Raw genomic sequence first — 19,144 nt, 5'->3', positions numbered from 1 at the left:
CCCTGACGTTCGGCAATGGCGTCCGGTGCGTCAAACTTGTTGTGATTGATCGCACTGTTTGGCACGTCCGGCATCATGGGAGCCAGGTCCCGTGAGCAGGTCGACAGTAGGAGTGAACTCGTGGACGACGTTCTGCGGCGCGCCCCGCTCTTCGCGGCGCTCGATGACGAGCAGGCCGCCGAGCTGCGCGCCTCGATGAGTGAGGTGACGCTCGCCCGTGGCGACGCGCTCTTCCACGAGGGCGACCCCGGCGACCGCCTGTACGTGGTCACCGAGGGCAAGGTGAAGCTGCACCGCACCTCCCCCGACGGGCGGGAGAACATGCTGGCCGTCCTCGGCCCCGGCGAGCTCATCGGCGAGCTGTCCCTCTTCGACCCGGGTCCGCGCACCGCGACCGCGACGGCGCTGACCGAGGTCAAGCTGCTCGGACTCGGCCACGGCGACCTCCAGCCCTGGCTGAACGCCCGCCCCGAGGTGGCCGGCGCCCTGCTGCGGGCCGTCGCCCGCCGCCTGCGCAAGACCAACGACCAGATGTCCGACCTGGTCTTCTCCGACGTGCCGGGCCGCGTCGCCCGGGCGCTCCTCGACCTGTCGCGCCGCTTCGGCGTGCAGTCGGAGGAGGGCATCCACGTCGTCCACGACCTCACCCAGGAGGAGCTGGCCCAGCTGGTCGGCGCCTCCCGCGAGACCGTGAACAAGGCGCTCGCCGACTTCGCCCAGCGCGGCTGGCTCCGCCTGGAGGCCCGTGCCGTGATCCTGCTGGACGTGGAGCGCCTCGCGAAGCGCTCGCGCTAGCGGAGCCCGTACGGACGAGAAGGGGGCCGCCCGGTTCGACCGGGCGGCCCCCTTCCGCGTGCCGTGCGGGCGGTCGGTCAGCGCTTGGTGCCGTCCACGATCACCGGGGCGGAGCCGCCGCCGGAGCCGCAGGGGACCGCGTAGACCGGGTTCTTGGCCGCGGCCTCCTTGAAGGCGTCGATGCACTGGTTCGCCAGGACCTTGTCGGTCAGCGAGTCGTTGAGGATCTTGTTGGCGCGGGCGATGCCCTCCGCCTCGATGCGGCGCCGGTCCGCGTCCGCCTTGGCGGTGCGGGCGGCCTCCAGGGCCCGCTCGGTGGCCTGCTGCTGCTGGATCTTGCGGTCGATCTGACCCTGGAGCGCGTCCGAGGGCTTCACGTTCCGCAGGTTGACCGTGGTCACCACGATGCCGCGCGGGTTCAGGCGCTCCGTGATCAGGGCGGCGATCTCGGCGTTGATCTTCTCCCGGTCGGAGGCGTACCCCTGCTCGCTGGTGTAGCGGGCGAAGACGTTCCGGACGATCTCACGGCTGTCCGGGTAGACCAGCCGCTGCTGGATGGCGTCCTCGCTGCCCGCGAGCTTGTACAGCTCGACGGCCTTCGACGGGACCACGGCCCACTTCACCGTGACCTCGGCGTACATGACACCGCCCTGCGAGGAGCGGACCTCGACCACGTCCTTGTCGGAGAGGTTGAGGTCGACCGGGCGGGTGGAGAAGGTCGTGACGTCGGTGAAGGGCGACTTCACGTGCATGCCGGAGGTCATCGGCGTCCCGACCTTGCCGAAGGCGACCGGCACGCCGACCTCGTACGCGCTGATCACGTACGTCATGCTCACGATCAACGAGAAGACGCCGGCCAGCAGGGTGCCGCCGGCGCCCAGCTTCCAGCCGGTCGAGTCCTGCGCACGGCCGACGAACCAGAGCACCACCGCGGCGATGACCAGCAGGATGGATATGACGAACATGGGCATTCCCCCCGAGAGCTACAGCCTGATGTAAGCGGAGCGTAAGACACGTGGGGAGGCTCCGGGGTTCCCGGGGTGCCCGGTCAGATCAGGCCACGTTCCCGCAGGTACTCCAGCTGTGCCCGGACCGACAGCTCGGCGGCCGGCCACAGCGAGCGGTGGACGTCCGCGTAGACGTGCGCCACGACGTCCGCCGCCGTCCGGTGCCCCCGCTCCACCGCGGTCTCCACCTGGGCGAGCCGGCTCGCCCGGTGCGCCAGGTAGTAGTCGACGGCCCCCTGGGCGTCCTCCAGGACCGGACCGTGGCCCGGCAGGACCGTGTGCACGCCGTCGTCCACGGTCAGCGAGCGCAGCCGGCGCAGCGAGTCCAGGTAGTCGCCGAGGCGCCCGTCCGGATGCGCCACCATCGTCGTGCCGCGCCCCAGGATCGTGTCGCCGGTCAGCACCGCGCGGTCGGCGGGGAGGTGGAAGGAGAGCGAGTCGGAGGTGTGGCCGGGCGTCGGCACCACCCGCAGCTCCAGGCCGCCGACCGCGACCACGTCGCCCTCGCCGAGCCCCTCCTCGCCGAGGCGGAGCGCCGGGTCGAGCGCGCGGACGTGCGTCCCGGTCAGCTCCGCGAAGCGGCCCGCGCCCTCGGCGTGGTCCGGGTGGCCGTGCGTCAGCAGGGTCAGCGCGATCCGCTTGCCCAGCTCCTGTGCCGTGTCGATCACGCGCCGGAGGTGGCCCTCGTCGAGCGGGCCGGGGTCGACGACGACCGCCAGGCCGGAGCCGGGCTCGGAGAGCAGCCAGGTGTTGGTGCCGTCCAGGGTCATCGCGGACGGGTTGGGCGCGAGCACGTTCACGGCCCGGTCGGTCGCGGGCCCGGAGGCGACGAGCCCGCGCGGCCGGCCCGGCAGGGCGGCGGCGTCGGTCACGGGGTGCCTCCGACCCGCTTGGTGAACTCGTCGTGCCCCGGCCAGGTCAGGACCACCTGGCCGCCCTCCACACGCGCCTGGGCCAGTACCGGCGTCAGGGACTGCTTCCCGGCCGCCGCCAGGGCCTCCGCGGCCGTGGAGCAGGGCCGGAGGGACCGCAGGGTCGCGATCGTGGGCGGCATCATCGTCAGCTCGCCCCGGTCGTAGCCGTCGGCGGCGTCGGCCGGACGGGTCCAGACGGTCCGGTCGGCCTCCCCGGAGACGTCCCGGGTGCGCTGCCCCTCCGGGAGGACGGCCACGAAGAACCAGGTGTCGTACCGGCGCTGCTCGAACTCGGGGGTGATCCAGCGGGCCCACGCCCCGAGCAGGTCGGAGCGGAGCACGAGGCCGCGCCGGTCCAGGAAGTCCGCGAAGGACAGCTCGTGGGCGACCAGCGCCGCCCGGTCCCGCTCCCAGTCGTCCCCGGTGGTGTCGCCGACGACGGTGTCCGGGGTCTCGCCGGCGAGCAGCACGCCCGCCTCCTCGAAGGTCTCGCGGACGGCGGCGCAGACCACTGCCTGGGCCTGCGCGGGATCGTCCAGACCCAGCCGGCCGGCCCACTCCTCCCGGGAGGGCCCGGCCCAGCGCACCGGCTGCTCGTCGCGCGGGTCGACGCCGCCGCCGGGGTAGGCGTACGCGCCCCCGGCGAAGGCCATGGAGGTGCGGCGGCGCAGCATGTGGACCTCGGGCCCGGCGCCGGCGTCGCGCAGCAGGAGCACGGTGGCGGCGCGCCGGGGCGTCACCGGCACCAGCTCGCCGGCGGCGAGGGCGCGGATGCGGTCGGGCCATTCCGGCGGGTACCACTGACCATTCGACATGGCCGGATGCTATGCGCAACGAACGGAATGCACGAGAGCCGGCCGCCCCGGGGAAGGGGCGGCCGGCTCCGCGCGCGGACGATCCGGGTACGGGTCCCGCGGGCCGGCGCCACGCGCGCGTGGCGGCCGGTCCGGGCCCCGGTCAGGCCTCGGTCAGCTCGACCTGGACCTCGACCTCGACGGGGGCGTCGAGCGGGAGGACGGTGACGCCGACGGCGCTGCGGGCGTGGACGCCCTTCTCGCCGAGGATCTCGCCGAGCAGCTCGCTGGCGCCGTTGACGACACCGGGCTGGCCGGTGAAGTCGGCGGCGGAGGCGACGAAGCCCACGACCTTCACGACCCGCTTGATCCGGTCGAGGTCGCCGGCGACCGACTTCACGGCGGCGAGGGCGTTCAGCGCGCAGGTGGCGGCGAGGGCCTTGGCCTCCTCGGCGGTCACCTCGGCGCCGACCTTGCCGGTCACCGGGAGCTTGCCGTCCACCATCGGGAGCTGGCCCGAGGTGTAGACGTACACGCCGGACTGCACGGCGGGCTGGTAGGCGGCGAGCGGCGGGACGACCTCGGGCAGCTTCAGCCCCAGCTCGGCGATCCGCGCCTCGACGGCCCCGCTCACGACTGCGGCCGCTTCATGTAGGCCACGAGCTGCTCCGGGTTGGGTCCGGGCACGACCTGGACGAGCTCCCAGCCGTCCTGGCCCCAGTTGTCGAGAATCTGCTTGGTCGCGTGCACCAGAAGCGGCACCGTGACGTACTCCCACTTGGTCATGGAGGCGACTGTAGCCGCTGCGGGGGGATGCTCCGCCGAGGCTCTCCCCCCAGGGGACTTCTCCGGGGCGGTCCGCTGATTGCGCGGGCCCGCCAGTGGTTAGGCTCGACAGCGTGAGCAGGCTCCAGGTCGTCAGCGGCAAGGGCGGTACCGGTAAGACGACGGTCGCCGCCGCCCTCGCCCTCGCCCTCGCGACGGAGGGGAAGCGCACGCTCCTCGTCGAGGTCGAAGGCAGACAGGGCATCGCACAGCTCTTCGAGACGGAGGCGCTTCCCTACGAGGAGCGCAAGATCGCCGTGGCTCCGGGCGGCGGCGAGGTGTACGCGCTGGCGATCGACGCCGAGCGCGCCCTCCTCGACTACCTCCAGATGTTCTACAAACTGGGCGGCGCGGGCCGGGCCCTGAAGAAGCTCGGCGCGATCGACTTCGCGACGACGATCGCCCCGGGGGTGCGGGACGTCCTGCTCACCGGGAAGGCGTGCGAGGCGGTCCGGCGGCGGGAGCGCGACGGCCGGCCGGTCTACGACCACGTGGTGATGGACGCGCCGCCGACCGGCCGCATCACCCGCTTCCTCAACGTGAACGACGAGGTGGCCGGGCTGGCCCGGATCGGCCCGATACACCACCAGGCGCAGGCGGTGATGGGCGTCCTCAAGTCCCCGGACACGGCCGTGCACCTGGTGACCCTCCTGGAGGAGATGCCGGTCCAGGAGACGGCGGACGGCGTCGCCGAACTGCGCGCGGCGGGGCTGCCGGTGGGCCGGGTGGTGGTCAACATGGTCCGCCCGCAGGTCCTGGACGAGGCGGCGGTGCGGGCCGCCTCCGGCGACCACCGCGAGGCGATCGCGCGGACGCTGGCGGGCGCCGGGGTCGCGGGCGCCGCGGGCCTCGTGGAGCCGCTGCTCGACCAGGCCGCCGAGCACGCCCGCCGGGTGGAGCTGGAGCGGGACCAGCGCGCCGTCCTGGACGGCATCGGCCTGCCCGCGTACGAGCTGCCCTACCTGGGCGACGGGGCGGACATCGCGGGCCTCTACCGCCTGGCGAAGGAACTGCGGAAGCAAGGGGTGGGTGCGGCGTGACGGAGAAGACCCCGGGCCCGGCGGACGGCGGGCCGGTGCCCCCGGCGGGGGCCGGCCTGGACGCGGTGCCCTTCCTGGACATCGATCCGGTCCTCGACGACCGGGGGACCCGGATCATCGTCTGCTGCGGCGCGGGCGGGGTCGGCAAGACGACCACGGCGGCGGCGCTGGGCGTGCGGGCGGCGGAGCGGGGCCGGCGGGTGGTGGTCCTCACCATCGACCCGGCCCGCCGGCTGGCCCAGTCGATGGGCATCGACGCGCTGGACAACACCCCGCGCAGGGTCGACGGCATCAAGGGCTCCGACGGCGGTGAGCTGCACGCGATGATGCTGGACATGAAGCGGACCTTCGACGAGATCGTCGAGGCGCACGCGGACCCGGCACGGGCGCGGGCGATCCTGGAGAACCCCTTCTACCAGTCCCTGTCGGCCGGGTTCGCCGGTACGCAGGAGTACATGGCGATGGAGAAGCTGGGCCAGCTGCGGGCCCGGGACGAGTGGGACCTCATCGTCGTCGACACCCCGCCGTCGCGTTCGGCGCTGGACTTCCTGGACGCGCCGAAGCGGCTGGGGTCCTTCCTCGACGGGAAGTTCATCAAGCTGCTGATGGCGCCGGCGAAGGTGGGCGGCCGGGCCGGGATGAAGTTCCTCAACGTCGGCATGTCGATGATGACGGGGACGCTGGGGAAGCTGCTGGGGGGTCAGTTCCTGGGCGACGTGCAGACCTTCGTGGCCGCGATGGACACGATGTTCGGCGGCTTCCGGACCCGGGCGGACGCCACCTACCGGCTGCTCCAGGCGCCGGGCACGGCCTTCCTGGTGGTCGCGGCGCCCGAGCGGGACGCGCTGCGGGAGGCGGCGTACTTCGTGGAGCGGCTGGCCGCCGAGGGCATGCCGCTGGCCGGTCTCGTCCTCAACCGGGTCCACGGCAGCGGGGCGGCGCGGCTCTCGGCCGAGCGGGCGCGGGCGGCCGCGGAAAATCTTGACGAGGGCCGCATTGTGGATCAGGGGCCCGGGAAGACTGGACAGCGTGGCGCCCCGGCCACGTCGTCCGAGCCGTCGCACCCCGCCACCGCCGCCGTCTCCCCCGCACGCCCCTCCGCATCCGAGGCTGCCCCCACAGCCGACGCGTCCGAAGAGCACAGCAGCAGGGACACCGGTCCGGACAGCACCGGACCGGACACCGGTCAGGACAGCACCACGGACCCGGACACCGGTCCGGACAGCACGGGCCCGGACACCGACCCGGAGCTCGCGCGGCTCACCGCGGGCCTGCTCCGGCTCCACGCCGAGCGGATGCGGGTGCTCGCGCGCGAGCAGCACACACGGGACCGCTTCACGGCGCTCCACCCGGAGGTGGCGGTGACCGAGGTGGCCGCCCTGCCCGGCGATGTGCACGACCTCGCCGGGCTGCGGGCCATCGGTGAGCGCCTCTCCACCCCGCGCGACCGGTCCTGACGGGACCTCACGGGGCGAGCGGGACTAGCCGACCGCGGCGTACTCCTCGTACGTCGCGTCGTCCTCCATGGCCACGGGCAGCAGGCCCGCGCCGCGCTCGTACTCGGTGCGCGCGGTCTCCAGGAGCCGCCGCCACGAGGTGACCGTGGGGCGCCGGCGCAGCAGGGCACGGCGCTCGCGCTCCGTCATGCCGCCCCACACACCGAACTCCACACGGTTGTCCAGGGCGTCGGCCAGGCACTCGGTGCGCACCGGGCAGCCGGTGCACACCGCCTTTGCCCTGTTCTGTGCCGCTCCCTGCACGAAAAGTTCATCCGGATCGGTAGTGCGGCAGGCCGCCTGCGCACTCCAGTCAGCTACCCAGCCCATACCGGCGCCGTCCTCTCCCGAATCGAGGCTCCCCCACGGCGGCAGCGGCATATTCACCGCTGCCAGTTGGGACGTTACGGAAGGCGGGGACAGCGCAACACCCCCTTCGGGCCCAATCTTGAATGGTCCGAACGGACTATGCGTGCGCGTCAGATCACCCAGGGGAGTGAGCGAAGGACATGCGTGTGTTATGGGACACCTCACGACACACGCGCCGGAATCGGACATGCCCTTGCCGCGCATTCGGGGACGCGGGAACACATGCCGGAAATCAGGCGAATGTCACGCACGGGGGTTGATGCCGGGCCGTACTCCTGTGACAGTTGGGAGCAGCTTAGGCCAAGGCATATACGTGTGTCCGGCGATTGAGAACGTAGGCTGCCCCCATGGCAAAGAAGCGCTCGGGCGGTGGTCTGACCGGGACCCAGCAGGCCGCCAAGTTCCTCGGTGTCAGTGTGCTCTCCGGAGCCGTGCTGGCGGGCATCGCCCTGCCCGCGGCCGGCGCACTGGGTCTGGCGGCGAAGGGCACGGTCGAGGGGTTCGACGAGATCCCCGCGAACCTGAAGACCCCGCCGCTCAGTCAGCGCACCACGATCCTGGACTCCAAGGGCGGGCTGATCGCCACGGTCTACTCGCGGGACCGCAAGGTGGTGCCGCTGGAGAAGATCTCCCCCTACATGCAGAAGGCGATCGTCGCGATCGAGGACGCGCGCTTCTACGAGCACGGCGCGATCGACCTCAAGGGCGTGCTGCGCGCGATCAACAAGAACGCCCAGTCGGGCGGGGTCTCCGAGGGCGCCTCCACCCTGACCCAGCAGTACGTGAAGAACGTCTTCGTCGAGGAGGCGGGCGACGACCCGGAGAAGGTCGCGCAGGCCACCCAGCAGACGATCGGCCGCAAGGTCCGCGAGCTGAAGTACGCGATCCAGGTCGAGGAGGAGCTGGGCAAGAAGAAGATCCTGGAGAACTACCTCAACATCACGTTCTTCGGGCAGCAGGCGTACGGCATCGAGGCCGCCTCGCAGCGCTACTTCTCCAAGCCCGCGGCCAAGCTCAGCCTGGGCGAGGCCGCGATGATGGCCGGTCTGGTGCAGTCGCCGAGCCGCTTCGACCCGATCAACGACCTCGAGGAAGCCACCAAGCGCCGGAACATCGTCCTCCAGCGCATGGCGGACGTCGGCGACATCAGCCAGGCCGAGTTCGACAAGGCCAAGGCCACCCCGATCAAGCTGAAGGTGAAGACGCCGAGGAACGGCTGCATCACCGCCGTCGACGGCGCCGGCTTCTTCTGCGACTACGTCCGCAAGACGATCCTCAGCGACCCCGTCTTCGGCAAGACCGCCGAGGAGCGCCAGAAGCTGTGGAACCTGGGCGGCCTGACCGTCCGGACCACGCTGGACCCGAAGGCGCAGGCGGCGGCGAACGAGGCGGCCGTGGCCAAGGTCAACAAGGACGACGGGGTCGCGACCGCCGTCGTCCAGGTCCAGCCCGGCACCGGCCGGATCCTGTCGATGAGCCAGTCCCGCCCCTACGGCCTGGACCAGAAGCAGCACCAGACCACGCTCAACCTGGCCGTCGGCAGCAAGATGGGCGGCACCACGTACGGCTTCCCGGTCGGCTCGACCTTCAAGCCGATCACCGCCGCCGCCGCCCTGGAGAAGGGGCTGTCCCCGGCGACGAGCTACGACACGCCGTGGAAGATCTCCATGAAGGAGAGCGACTACACGCGCTGCGACGGCAAGCCCTCGGGCTACGCGGACTGGTCCGTCCAGAACGAGCTCGAGTCGGAGAAGGGGGCGTACGACATGACGAGCGCCCTCGGCAAGTCCATCAACACCTACTTCGCCAAGCTGGAGCAGGCGGCCGGCCTCTGCGAGACGCTGACGATGGCCAAGAAGGTCGGCTACGAGCGCGAGCTCGGCAAGTCGATCCGGCAGAGCCCGTCCGCCACCCTCGGCAGCCTGGAGAGCACCCCGCTCGACATGGCCAACGTCTACGCGACCTTCGCCAACCGCGGCATCTACTGCGCACCGGTGATCATCGACTCCATCAAGGCCGCCAACGGCGACAAGCTGAACGTGCCGCAGACCAAGTGCACGCGCGCGATGTCCGACCGCACCGCCGACACCATCAACCAGATGCTGAAGGGCGTGGTCGAGGACGGAACCGGTACCCGGGCGGGCCTGAGCGACCGCGACAACGCGGGCAAGACCGGTACCACCGAGGGCCGCAAGGACGCCTGGTTCGTCGGCTACACCCCGAACCTGTCCACCGCCGTCTGGGTCGGCGACGACGTCGGCAAGCGCGACGAGATGTTCGACATCACCATCGGCGGCGTCTACTACGACAAGGTCTGCGGCGGCTGCCTCCCCGGTCCGATCTGGCGGATCGCCATGACCGGGGCGCTCGGCTCGGACGCCCCCTCCTTCGTCCCGGTCAAGGTCCCCCGGGCCGAGAAGCCGAAGCCGAAGGAGAAGCCGGAGGAGGACGGCAAGCCGCGCGACCGCGACCGCGACGAGGACGACAAGCCGGCCGGCCAGCCGACCGACCCGTTCCCCGGCATCACGCTCCCGGACCTGACCGGCGGGGACGCCGGCCGGGGCAACGGCGGCCGCGGCAACCGCTGACGCGGACGGACACGCGAAGGGGCGCCCCCACCGGTCCGGTGGGGGCGCCCCTTCGCGTGTCGGGCCCTCAGCCCGCGAGCAGCTTCTTCACCGCGGCGGCCACGCGGCCGCCCTCGGCCTGCCCCGCGACCTTCGGGTTCACGATCTTCATGACGGCGCCCATCGCGCGCGGGCCCTCGGCACCGGCCGCCTTCGCCTCCTCGACGGCGGCGGCGACGATCCCCTCCAGCTCCTCGTCCGAGAGCTGCTTCGGCAGGTACGCGTCGAGGAGGACTCCCTCCGCCCGCTCGCGCTCGGCCGACTCGTGGCGACCGCCCTGCTCGAAGGCGTCGGCGGCCTCGCGCCGCTTCTTCGCCTCCTTGGCGATCACCTTCTGCACCTCGTCCTCGGAGAGCTCGCGCTTGGTCTTGCCCGCGACCTCCTCCTTGGTGATCGCGGCGATGGTCAGCCGCAGGGTCGAGGAGCGCAGTTCGTCGCGGTCCTTGATCGCGGCGTTGAGGTCGTCCTTCAGTCGTGCCTTGAGCGTGGTCATGGCACCCAGTGTCGCAGGTGCGCACCGCCCACCGCCCGTCCATTTCCACCCCGCGGGTCTGGAACGATGGGGGGATGCGCGCACGGTACGGGCTCCCCCTGAAGATCACGGCAGGCGTCGCGGCCACGGCCGCCGCCGGACTCGTCTACGCGGCGGGCATCGAGCCCCGCTCCTTCCGGCTCCGCCGGATCACCGTCCCCGTCCTGCCCCCCGGCATGGCCGACCTGCGGGTCCTCCAGGTCTCCGACATCCACATGGTGTGCGGGCAGGACAAGAAGCGCGCCTGGCTGCAGAAGCTCGCCGGGCTCCGCCCCGACTTCGTCGTGAACACCGGCGACAACCTCTCCGACACGGAGGCCGTGCCGGAGCTGCTCGACGCCCTGGGCCCGCTGATGGAGTTCCCCGGCGTCTACGTCTTCGGCTCCAACGACTACTACGGCCCCCGGCTGCGCAACCCCGCCCTCTACCTGCTGGAGAAGGCCCAGGGCCGGCACGGGCTCAACGGCAACAAGCCGGTCGTCGGCGCCGTGCACAACCCGTGGGAGGGCATCAAGGACGCCTTCGACGCGGCCGGCTGGGTCGACCTCACCAACACCCGCGGCGGGCTCAAGCTGCCCCAGGGCGACCTGGCCTTCACCGGCCTCGACGACCCGCACATCAAGCGGGACCGGTACGAGCGGGTGGCCGGCGGCCCCGACGCCTCGGCCGACTTCTCGCTGGGCATCGTCCACGCCCCCTACCTGCGCGCCCTCGACGCCTTCACCGCCGACGGCTACGAGCTGGTCCTCGCCGGGCACACCCACGGCGGACAGCTGTGCATCCCCTTCTACGGGGCGCTCGTCACCAACTGCGACCTCGACACCGACCGCGTGAAGGGCCTCTCGACCCACACCGCCGGCGGCCACACCTCCTACCTGCACGTCTCCGCGGGATGCGGCGCCAACCGGTTCACCCCGGTCCGCTTCGCCTGCCCGCCCGAGGCGACGCTGCTCACCCTGACGGCACGCGCCTGACCTCCGCACGGGGGCGGACCCGCCCCCGTACCGTGAGGCCATGCCGAACCGCCCCGCCGCCCTCGTCCGCGGTCTGATCGCCCTGGCCGCGGCCACCGGCATCGCGATCGAGTGCGCCGAGGGGAACCCCCTGGTCGTCCTCGGCTTCTTCACCGTCTGGACCAACACCGCGGTCGCCGTCGTCCTCGGTCTGGGCGCCGCCCGCGCCTGGACCGGCAGGCCGCCGGTGCCCGCGGTGTGGACCGGCGGGGTGCTCCTCTGCATCACGGTCGTCGGCCTCGTCTTCCACCTGGTCCTCGACAACCCGGGCAGCTCCTTCAACCAGGCCGCCGACATCGCCCGCCTCTCCGGCGCCCGGGCCGTCGCCAACCAGCTCCTGCACACCGTCACGCCGATCGGCGTCGCCCTGGAGTGGCTGCTGCTCACCCCGCCCGGCGCCTTCCGGCCCCGCCACGCCGTGCTGTGGCTCGCCGCGCCCGGCGCGTACCTGCTCTTCGCCCTCGTCCGCGGCGCGCTGCTCCCCGCCGGCGCCCGGACCCGCTACACCTACCCCTTCCTCGACGTCGCCGCCCACGGCTACGCCGGGGTCCTGGTCAACGCCCTCGTCCTCGGCGCCGTCTTCCTCGCCGTCGGTCTCCTCCTCGTCGCGGCGGACCGCTTCCGACCTGCGGTGGCGGGGCGCCGAAACCGGATTTCATCTCTGGGCGCGGGTGGGCTAAAGTAATCGATGTCGCCGCGACGTGAAGAACGAAACAGCGACATCGGGGTGTAGCGCAGCTTGGCAGCGCGCTTCGTTCGGGACGAAGAGGTCGTGGGTTCAAATCCCGCCACCCCGACAGCCAGAAGGTTCAGGGCCTGATTCGCGCAAGCGGATCGGGCCCTGAGTCGTTTCCGGAGGAACCGGACCGGGTGGGGAGTGGGCCGTGACGGAACAGCGGGCGTACGAGGCCCACCTCGACGGCTACGCCTCGATCCTGGCCGGCGTCTGCGCGACCGGGCGGCGGCTGAGCCGCCCGGAGCTGGAGGGGCTGCGGGAGCGCGGGGAGCGGGCCGCCGAGGCCGGGATCGGGCTGCGGGAGCTGGTGCGGGCGCACCTCGCCGCCGCGCGCGAGGTGCGGGGCCGGCTGGGCCCGGGAGCCGACCCTGACCTGCTGCTCGCCGCCGTCGAGCAGGCCGTCGACGCCTTCGCCGAGGGCCACGAGCGGGCCCAGACGATGGCGGTCCGCCAGGAGGAGGCCGCGCGGCGCGAGTTCGTCGACGACCTGCTGTACGGGCGCAGCGACCTCGGGCGGCTGGCCCAGCGGGCCGAGCGGTTCGGACTGCTGCTCGCGCACGCCCACGCGGTGGCGGTGGCGCAGGGGCCGGAGCCGTTCGGGGACGGGTATCCCGCCTCGCGGAGCGTCGAGTCCTCGCTGCTCACCCGCTTCGGCACCCGCCGGATCCTGCTCACCACCAAGGACGGGCGGCTGATCTGCGTCGCCCCGGCCGACGAGCCCGAGGTCCTCACCCACTTCGCCAAGCAGGCCTACGCGGCCGCCGACGGCATACTCGTCGCGGTGGGCCGGCCGCACCCGGGGGCCGGCGGGGTCGTCCACTCCTACGAGGAGGCGCTGGGCGCGCTCGACCTCGCCGGGCGCATCGGACTCGACGGGCCGGTGCTCCACGCCGCCGACCTGCTCGTCTACCCGGTCCTCGGGCGGGACCGGCAGGCCATGTCCGATCTCGTCGGGACCGTGCTCGGGCCGCTCGCCACGGCCCGGGGCGGCGCGCGGCCGCTGCTCGACACCCTGCACGCCTACTTCGACGCGGGCTGCGTCACCACCGAGGCGGCCCGCCGGCTCGCGCTGAGCGTGCGGGCGGTCACGTACCGGCTCGACCGCATCCACCGGCTCACCGGCGCCGACCCCGGGGACCCCACCCAGCGGTACACGCTGCAGACCGCCGCGATCGGGGCCCGGCTGCTCGGCTGGCCGGAGGAGGAGCTGTGAGCGGGGCCGGGAAGCCCGGCATCAAGAACGCGTAAAGATTGCCGGTCACCGGCAATGCGGGCGGGACGCCCGTGGTGGAACGATGCACCGGACGGCGCGCAGGACACGGCTTCCGGAGGTGCGGGGACATGGTCTGGTTTCTCGGTCTCGGCATCGGCGGTCTGCTGCTGCTCGTCCTGAGCCTGGTCTTCGACGGGGTCCTGGAAGGACTCTTCGACGGCTTCGGGGGGCTGGACGGGCTCCTGTCGCTGCCGGTGGTCGCCGGGTTCCTCTCGGCGCTCGGCTTCACGGGGGCGCTCGTGCTCGGCACGACCGGCACGGGGGCCGGGGCCGCCACCGGCGCGGGCGCGGCCGCGGGGATCGGCGTGGGATGGGTGACCTGGCGCTTCAGCCGGGTCCTGCTCCGCGACACGACCGCGGCCGCCCCGCGCGGCGAGGAGCTGACCGGCAGCGCCGGCTCCGTGGTCACCGCCGTCCCGGCGGACGGCTACGGCGAGGTGCTGCTGTACCTCGCCGGCCAGCCCGTGAAGTACGCGGCCAAGGCCTCCGGGCCCGTGCCGCGCGGCACCGAGGTGTGGGTCGAGTCGGTCCTCTCGGCCACCTCCGTCCACGTCCGGCCCGTCGAACGCTGACCGCCGTCCCCGCGCGCACCGCACCGACCGCCGGCGCGCGCCGGCCGCCCGCCGGCCGCCGTCCTCTCCGCCGTACCCGATCGAAGGGGGTTTCGTCATGAGCCCTGTCCTCACCGCCGTGGTGGGCATCGTCGTCCTCGTCGTCCTGCTCGCCCTCGCCGTCGTCACCCGCTACAAGGTCGCGGGCCCGAGCGAGGCGTTCATCATCACCGGCCGGCGCGGCCAGAAGGCCACCGATCCGGCGACCGGCCGCGTCTACACGGACAACAGCGGCCAGAAGGTCGTCGTCGGCGGCGGGGTCTTCGTCGTGCCGTTCGTGCAGCAGAAGTTCACCCTCGACCTCTCCAGCCGGCACATCCCCATCGCCGTCCGCGGCGCCGTCACCCTGCGCGGCGTGAAGGCCAACCTGGAGGGCGTCGCCATCGTCAAGGTCGGCGGCACCGAGGACTCCATCCGCGCCGCCGCCCAGCGCTTCCTGATGCAGCAGGACGGCATCGTCGGCTTCACCCAGGAGGTGCTCTCCGGAGCGCTGCGCTCCATCGTCGGCCGGATGTCCGTGGAGGACATCATCCGCGACCGGGCCGCCTTCGCCGGGCAGGTCGCCGAGGAGGCCGAGGCGAGCCTCTCCGGGCAGGGCCTGGTCCTCGACGCCTTCCAGATCCAGGACATCACCACCGAGGGCTCCTACCTGGAGGACCTCGGCCGGCCCGAGGCCGCCCGCGCCAAGCAGGAGGCCGACATCGCCGAGGCCGAGGCCCGGCGCGCCGCCGAGCAGGCCCGGCTGAAGGCCGAGGAGGAGATCGCCGTCGCCCAGCGGACGCTGTACCTGAAGCAGGCCGAGATCAAGGCGCAGACCGACGAGGCCGCCGCCCAGGCCAACGCCGCGGGCCCGCTCGCCGAGGCCGCCCGCCAGCAGGACATCCTCGCCGAGCAGGAGAAGGTCGCCGCCCGGCAGGCCGCCCTGACCGACCGCCAGCTCGACACCCAGGTCCGCAAGCCCGCCGACGCCAAGCGGTACGAGGCCGAGCAGCAGGCCGAGGCCCAGCGCACCGCCCGGGTCAAGCAGGCCGAGGCCGAGCGGATGGCGGCCATCGCGGCCGCCGAGGCCGAGGCCGAGCGGGCCCGCCTCACCGGCGAGGGCGAGAAGCAGCGCCGTCAGGCCCTGGCGGAGGCCGAGGCCATCGAGGGCGCCAAGCGCGGTGAGGCCGAGCGGGCCCGGCGTGCCGCCATCGCGGAGGCCGTCCGGCTGGAGGGCGACGCGGAGGCCGGCGCCATCGCGGTGAAGGGCGCCGCCGAGGCCGAGGCCATGCACAAGCGGGCCGACGCCTTCGAGCGGTACGGCGACGCGGCCGTCCTCCAGATGCTGGTCGAGGTCCTGCCGCAGGTCGTCGCCAAGGCCGCGGAGCCCCTCGCCGCCGTCGACAAGATGACGGTCATCTCCACCGACGGCGCCGCCAAGCTGCCCCGCGCGGTCGCCGACAACGTCGCCCAGGGCATGGAACTCCTCAGCTCCACCACGGGAGTCGACCTCGGCGCGCTGCTCCAGGGCCTCACCTCCAGGACGGTCCCGGCGCAGACCCCGCCGGTGAACGGCAGGGTCGAGATCACCGACTGACCCGGACGCCCGGCCCCGCTCCCGCCGTGATAGGCAGGGGCGGGGCCGAGTCGTCGTCACGGGTGGGGAGTCGGAGTGACAGGGCTGCTGCTGGTACACGGGGCCGGGGGAACCGTCGAGGGCCACTTCGGCGGGGTGATGCGCCGGCTCGGAGACCGGTTCCGCTGCGTGCCGGGGGAGTTGCCCGACAAGGACGGGCCGGGGGCGGACGAGGTCGTGGACGGCCTGGTGGCCGCCGCGGACGCCGCCGGGACCGGCACCTTCGCCGTCTGCGGGTACTCGCTCGGCGCCCCGCTGGCCGTACGGCTCGCGGTCCGGCACCCGGAGCGGGTCACCGCCCTCGTGCTCACCGCGCCCTTCGCCCGCGCCGACCACCGGATGCGCCTGGGCCTCTCCCTGTGGCGGGGGCTGCACGAGAGCGGGAACCACCGGCTCCTCGCCGAGTACCTGGCGCTGACCGGGCTCGGCGGGAGCTATCTGGACCGGACCGACCCGGCCCGGCTGCGGGCCATGCTGATGCTCGCGCCCGCCCCGCCCGCCGGGATCCCCGCCCAGCTGGGGCTCGCCGGGCGGATCGACGTGCGGGAGGACCTGGGGCGGCTCGCGGTGCCGACGCTGGTCGTCGTCACCGCCGAGGATCCGCTCGTCTCCCCGGTCCGGCAGCGCGCGCTCGCCGCCGCCGTCCCGGGCGCCCGGACCGCCGAACTCGCCACCGGACACCTGCCGTTCTGGGAGGACCCGGAGGGCTGGGCGGACCTGGTCGAGGGCTTCCTGACGACCCGGACCGGAGCCGGGGTCGGATGACGGCCCGGACCGGGCCGGTGCCGGACGAGAGCCCGGACCGGAGCCGGCGCCGGATGGCGGCCCGGACCGGAGCCGGCGTCAGATGATCGGCGGGCGGCCCAGCCTCGTCATGCGCAGCACCGTCGACCACCGCATCGGGCGGCGCGGACCGGCCGGGGCCCGCAGGCCCTCGCCGAAGCCGGCGAACCAGGAGCGCAGGCCGCGCACCGAGCGGGTGCGGGCGACGGTCAGGAGGACCCAGACCACCAGGTAGAGCGGGACCAGCGGGGCCGGCAGATTCCGCTTCGCCAGCCACACGCGGTTGCGGGCGGTCATCCGGTAGTAGACGTCGTGCCGGGCCGGGCTGGTCTTCGGGTGCTGGAGCAGCAGCTCCGGCTCGTACCGGATCCGCCAGCCCGCGTCGAGGGCCCGCCAGGCCAGGTCGGTCTCCTCGTGCGCGAAGAAGAAGTCCTCCGGCCAGCCGCCGATCCGGTCGAGCATCGGCATCGACAGGCCGTGGCCGCCCCCGAGGAAGGTGGTGACCTCGCCGCCGCGCATCGGGTCCTTCGCGCCGAGCCGGGGGATGTGCCGGCGCTGGGTCTCGCCCGTCTCGTCGGCGATCCGGAAGGAGACCACGCCGAGCTCCGGCTCGGTCTCGTACAGGTCGACCAGGCGGCGGAAGACGTCCGTGTCGATCAGCAGGCCGTCGTCGTCGAGGTCGACCAGGACGTCCACGTCACCGAAGGAGCGGAGGGTGTCGATGGCCACGTTCCGCCCGCCGGTGACCCCCCGGTTCTCGGGCAGCTCCACGCCGGTCACGCCGTCGGGGAGCGCGGGCAGCGAACCCGTGCCGTTGCCGACGACGACGACCCGGGCGGCGGGCTCGTCCTGCCGCGCCACCGAGTCGAGCAGCGCGCCCAGCTCCGCGGGGCGGGTGCCCATCGTCAGTACCGCCACGCCCACTCGCGGTCGCGCCACGGTCCACTCCGTTCCAGGTCGGGGTCGGGTCTCGCGTACGGGCCGACGCACGCCGACCCCACGGCACCCATTGTTCACCCTCCCGGAACCCCGAAGGAACCCGGAAGGAACCCGGAGGGCCCGGCGGGCGCGCGGCGGAACCCCCGGGGCCCTCCCGTACGTCCGTGCGTACGGCGGCGGTTCCGCTTCGGGGGGAGCGCGGCGAGGCCGCACGGGCGGCGGCTCTACCCTGGTCCTCTGCCGTCAAGTGATCGATTGTCGAAAGGGCGTCTCCTGGTGCTGGTCGCGGACCGATATCGGCTTCACGGGTGTATCGGCCGTGGCGGCATGGGCGAGGTGTGGCAGGCCACCGACGAGGTCCTGGGCCGGCCCGTCGCCGTGAAGCTGATGCTGGCGCAGTCCACCGATCCCTCGGGCGCCGACCGCTTCCGCCTGGAGGCGCAGACCGCCGCCCGGCTCAGCCACCCGCACGTCGTCGGCGTCTTCGACTTCGGCACCTGGGACAACAAGCTCTTCCTCGTGATGGAGCTGGTCGAGGGCGACAGCCTCGCCTCCCCCGCCTCCCAGCCCCTGGTGCTGCCCGCCGAACGGGTCGCCGTGGTCGCCGCGCACGCCGCCGCCGGCCTCGCCGCCGCCCACCGGCAGGGCGTGGTCCACCGCGACATCAAGCCCGGCAACCTCCTCATGGACGCCGAGGGCACGGTCAAGCTGGCCGACTTCGGCATCGCCCGCTTCGTCGACGACCCCTCGGCGGGCCTCACGACGACCGGCCAGATCGTCGGCACCGGGCTCTACCTGGCACCGGAGCGCGCCCTCGGCAAGCCCGCCTCGCCCGCCTCCGACGTGTACTCGCTGGGCTGCGTCCTCTACCAGCTGCTCACCGGGCACCCGCCGTTCCGCGCCGACACCGCGACCGCCCTGCTGTACCAGCACATCGACAGCGCGCCGACGCCGCCGAGCCGGCTCGGGGTCGTCCTCACGCCCGGCTTCGAGGCGTACCTGCTGAGCCTGCTCGCCAAGCAGCCCGAGCAGCGCCCGCCGGCCCAGGCCATCGCCGACTGGTTCGGCTCCGGCGCCTGGCGGGAGTACGCCCCCCGGCCCGCCGCGGCCGCCATGCCCGGAGCCGTGCACGCACCGCCGTCCCAGGGGGCGCACACGGGGCCCGTGGCGTCTTCGGCAGCCCTGCCCGCCTCCCGTCCCCCCGCCCCCTCTCCCGGCCCCTCGCGGTCCCGTGGGCCCGCCTCCGCGCCGACGTCCGCGGTCGCCCCCGCGGGCGGGTCCCGGCGGCGGGCGCCCGAGCGGTCCGGGGGCTCCGGGTCCGCCGGGGGCGCGCTCGCCGAGCTGTCCCGCCGCAGACCGCGCAAGACGGCCGCCGTCGCCGGGGTCGTCGCCTTCGTCGTCTTCCTCTTCATCGGCATGGCCTGGCTCTCCTGAGCCGGCCGCGCCGCTCTGCGCCCCGTGCCGCTCAGTAGGGCCGGGACGGCATGACGTGCGGATCGGTGCCGTCCTCGGCGACGAGGAGGCAGCGGGGCACGCCGGGCCCCAGGGTGGCGCGCACCGTCGCCGGGGTCGGGGGATCCGTGGGCAGCTCGATCGGGACGGCCACCGGGCGGTCGCCCCGGGGCGTCTCGTGTCCGGTCTCCTTGCCGTCGACCAGCACCTCGACCACGGGCCGCAGCCCGGTCTCCACGGTCGCCGAGACCGAATGGCCCCGGTAGTCGATGTGGAAGTGGTGGCGTCGCCTCATGGGGTCACCTCCGCGGACGGCTCCGGGC

The 19,144-nt window shown here is 73.3% G+C and carries 20 protein-coding genes and 1 tRNA gene; 12 read left to right on the top strand and 9 right to left on the bottom strand.

All coding sequences use genetic code 11. The features are described 5' to 3' along the window. Nucleotides 1-120: 120 nt before the first annotated feature. Nucleotides 121-795 (top strand): Crp/Fnr family transcriptional regulator, encoded by a 675-nt coding sequence (locus IE287_RS12795; protein ID WP_030495802.1) that lies wholly within the window; start codon nt 121-123, stop codon nt 793-795. 77 nt (nt 796-872) lie between these two features. On the opposite strand, the gene IE287_RS12790 is transcribed toward IE287_RS12795, so the two are convergent. The 5 genes from IE287_RS12790 to sp36 form a co-directional block, all read right to left on the bottom strand. Then, complete coding sequence (locus IE287_RS12790; RefSeq protein WP_189849109.1) at nt 873-1,760, bottom strand: prohibitin family protein; 888 nt, start codon at nt 1,758-1,760, stop codon at nt 873-875. An 83-nt stretch (nt 1,761-1,843) separates the two neighbouring features. Further along, nucleotides 1,844-2,674, bottom strand: coding sequence for an MBL fold metallo-hydrolase (locus tag IE287_RS12785; RefSeq protein ID WP_189849108.1), 831 nt, complete (start codon nt 2,672-2,674; stop codon nt 1,844-1,846). Next, the gene (locus IE287_RS12780; protein WP_189849107.1) at nt 2,671-3,531 is read right to left on the bottom strand and encodes an NUDIX hydrolase; all 861 of its coding nucleotides are present in this window, start codon (nt 3,529-3,531) and stop codon (nt 2,671-2,673) included. The genes IE287_RS12785 and IE287_RS12780 overlap by 4 nt, the downstream gene beginning before the upstream one ends. A 142-nt stretch (nt 3,532-3,673) precedes the next feature. Continuing rightward, nucleotides 3,674-4,144 carry a RidA family protein gene (locus IE287_RS12775; protein ID WP_189849106.1) on the bottom strand — a complete coding sequence of 157 codons (471 nt, stop codon included), beginning with the start codon at nt 4,142-4,144 and terminating at the stop codon, nt 3,674-3,676. Then, entirely contained in the window at nt 4,141-4,296 is a 156-nt protein-coding gene (gene sp36 / locus IE287_RS12770; RefSeq protein ID WP_158821993.1) for a Sp36 family protein, read from the bottom strand. The genes IE287_RS12775 and sp36 overlap by 4 nt, the downstream gene beginning before the upstream one ends. A 113-nt stretch (nt 4,297-4,409) precedes the next feature. On the opposite strand from sp36, the gene bagA reads away from it, so the two are divergent. Together bagA and bagB are read left to right on the top strand one after the other, a co-directional pair. Then, nucleotides 4,410-5,375 carry an ATPase BagA gene (bagA, locus tag IE287_RS12765; RefSeq protein ID WP_189849105.1) on the top strand — a complete coding sequence of 322 codons (966 nt, stop codon included), beginning with the start codon at nt 4,410-4,412 and terminating at the stop codon, nt 5,373-5,375. Further along, nucleotides 5,372-6,832, top strand: a complete 1,461-nt coding sequence (gene bagB, locus IE287_RS12760) for an ATPase BagB (protein ID WP_373307842.1) — start codon at nt 5,372-5,374, stop codon at nt 6,830-6,832. The genes bagA and bagB overlap by 4 nt, the downstream gene beginning before the upstream one ends. A 24-nt stretch (nt 6,833-6,856) precedes the next feature. Here bagB and IE287_RS12755 read toward each other — a convergent pair whose 3' ends face one another. Next, nucleotides 6,857-7,201, bottom strand: a complete 345-nt coding sequence (locus tag IE287_RS12755; RefSeq protein WP_030495795.1) for a WhiB family transcriptional regulator — start codon at nt 7,199-7,201, stop codon at nt 6,857-6,859. Between the two features lie 386 nt (nt 7,202-7,587). Between IE287_RS12755 and IE287_RS12750 the strand changes: the two genes are divergently transcribed. Further along, nucleotides 7,588-9,828 carry a transglycosylase domain-containing protein gene (locus tag IE287_RS12750; protein ID WP_189849104.1) on the top strand — a complete coding sequence of 747 codons (2,241 nt, stop codon included), beginning with the start codon at nt 7,588-7,590 and terminating at the stop codon, nt 9,826-9,828. Between the two features lie 67 nt (nt 9,829-9,895). On the opposite strand, the gene IE287_RS12745 is transcribed toward IE287_RS12750, so the two are convergent. Next, on the bottom strand, nt 9,896-10,360 hold the full coding sequence (locus tag IE287_RS12745; RefSeq protein ID WP_189849103.1) for a GatB/YqeY domain-containing protein: 465 nt from the start codon (nt 10,358-10,360) through the stop codon (nt 9,896-9,898). A gap of 74 nt (nt 10,361-10,434) precedes the next feature. Between IE287_RS12745 and IE287_RS12740 the strand changes: the two genes are divergently transcribed. The 7 genes from IE287_RS12740 to IE287_RS12710 all read left to right on the top strand — a co-directional run bounded on the left by IE287_RS12740 (nt 10,435) and on the right by IE287_RS12710 (nt 16,412). Beyond that, nucleotides 10,435-11,373, top strand: coding sequence for a metallophosphoesterase (locus IE287_RS12740; RefSeq protein WP_189849102.1), 939 nt, complete (start codon nt 10,435-10,437; stop codon nt 11,371-11,373). A 40-nt stretch (nt 11,374-11,413) separates the two neighbouring features. After that, a complete protein-coding gene (locus IE287_RS12735) occupies nt 11,414-12,097 on the top strand; it encodes a Pr6Pr family membrane protein (RefSeq protein ID WP_189849101.1) in 684 nt (227 codons plus the stop codon). A gap of 38 nt (nt 12,098-12,135) precedes the next feature. Next, nucleotides 12,136-12,209, top strand: a tRNA-Pro gene (locus IE287_RS12730). Between the two features lie 87 nt (nt 12,210-12,296). Then, on the top strand, nt 12,297-13,361 hold the full coding sequence (locus IE287_RS12725) for a PucR family transcriptional regulator (protein ID WP_189849100.1): 1,065 nt from the start codon (nt 12,297-12,299) through the stop codon (nt 13,359-13,361). A 128-nt stretch (nt 13,362-13,489) separates the two neighbouring features. Next, on the top strand, nt 13,490-13,993 hold the full coding sequence (locus IE287_RS12720; RefSeq protein WP_189849099.1) for an NfeD C-terminal domain-containing protein: 504 nt from the start codon (nt 13,490-13,492) through the stop codon (nt 13,991-13,993). A gap of 97 nt (nt 13,994-14,090) precedes the next feature. Next, the gene (locus tag IE287_RS12715; RefSeq protein WP_189849098.1) at nt 14,091-15,608 is read left to right on the top strand and encodes a flotillin family protein; all 1,518 of its coding nucleotides are present in this window, start codon (nt 14,091-14,093) and stop codon (nt 15,606-15,608) included. Nucleotides 15,609-15,683: 75 nt separating this feature from the next. Next, a complete protein-coding gene (locus tag IE287_RS12710) occupies nt 15,684-16,412 on the top strand; it encodes an alpha/beta fold hydrolase (RefSeq protein ID WP_189849097.1) in 729 nt (242 codons plus the stop codon). 78 nt (nt 16,413-16,490) lie between these two features. On the opposite strand, the gene IE287_RS12705 is transcribed toward IE287_RS12710, so the two are convergent. After that, the gene (locus IE287_RS12705) at nt 16,491-17,369 is read right to left on the bottom strand and encodes a glycosyltransferase family 2 protein (protein WP_189849096.1); all 879 of its coding nucleotides are present in this window, start codon (nt 17,367-17,369) and stop codon (nt 16,491-16,493) included. 327 nt (nt 17,370-17,696) lie between these two features. Here IE287_RS12705 and IE287_RS12700 point away from each other — a divergent pair, with 327 nt between their 5' ends. Beyond that, complete coding sequence (locus IE287_RS12700) at nt 17,697-18,803, top strand: serine/threonine-protein kinase (protein WP_506004971.1); 1,107 nt, start codon at nt 17,697-17,699, stop codon at nt 18,801-18,803. A gap of 31 nt (nt 18,804-18,834) precedes the next feature. On the opposite strand, the gene IE287_RS12695 is transcribed toward IE287_RS12700, so the two are convergent. Further along, nucleotides 18,835-19,116, bottom strand: coding sequence for a hypothetical protein (locus IE287_RS12695; protein WP_189849094.1), 282 nt, complete (start codon nt 19,114-19,116; stop codon nt 18,835-18,837). Nucleotides 19,117-19,144: the final 28 nt, after the last annotated feature.

It is taken from the genome of Streptomyces omiyaensis (genome assembly GCF_014650895.1).
GTDB classification, from domain to species: domain Bacteria; phylum Actinomycetota; class Actinomycetes; order Streptomycetales; family Streptomycetaceae; genus Streptomyces; species Streptomyces omiyaensis.
This window is presented reverse-complemented; position numbering and strand designations above follow the sequence as displayed.

Bases quoted from the DNA above. Each gene is read 5' to 3' on its own strand.
- IE287_RS12695 (WP_189849094.1), bottom strand. From the start codon at position 19,116: ATGAGGCGACGCCACCACTTCCACATCGACTACCGGGGCCATTCGGTC.
- IE287_RS12715 (WP_189849098.1), top strand. From the start codon at position 14,091: ATGAGCCCTGTCCTCACCGCCGTGGTGGGCATCGTCGTCCTCGTCGTC.
- IE287_RS12780 (WP_189849107.1), bottom strand. From the start codon at position 3,531: ATGTCGAATGGTCAGTGGTACCCGCCGGAATGGCCCGACCGCATCCGC.
- IE287_RS12735 (WP_189849101.1), top strand. From the start codon at position 11,414: ATGCCGAACCGCCCCGCCGCCCTCGTCCGCGGTCTGATCGCCCTGGCC.
- IE287_RS12700 (WP_506004971.1), top strand. From the start codon at position 17,697: ATGGGCGAGGTGTGGCAGGCCACCGACGAGGTCCTGGGCCGGCCCGTC.
- IE287_RS12720 (WP_189849099.1), top strand. From the start codon at position 13,490: ATGGTCTGGTTTCTCGGTCTCGGCATCGGCGGTCTGCTGCTGCTCGTC.
- IE287_RS12750 (WP_189849104.1), top strand. From the start codon at position 7,588: ATGGCAAAGAAGCGCTCGGGCGGTGGTCTGACCGGGACCCAGCAGGCC.
- IE287_RS12740 (WP_189849102.1), top strand. From the start codon at position 10,435: ATGCGCGCACGGTACGGGCTCCCCCTGAAGATCACGGCAGGCGTCGCG.
- IE287_RS12790 (WP_189849109.1), bottom strand. From the start codon at position 1,760: ATGTTCGTCATATCCATCCTGCTGGTCATCGCCGCGGTGGTGCTCTGG.
- sp36 (WP_158821993.1), bottom strand. From the start codon at position 4,296: ATGACCAAGTGGGAGTACGTCACGGTGCCGCTTCTGGTGCACGCGACC.
- IE287_RS12755 (WP_030495795.1), bottom strand. From the start codon at position 7,201: ATGGGCTGGGTAGCTGACTGGAGTGCGCAGGCGGCCTGCCGCACTACC.
- IE287_RS12745 (WP_189849103.1), bottom strand. From the start codon at position 10,360: ATGACCACGCTCAAGGCACGACTGAAGGACGACCTCAACGCCGCGATC.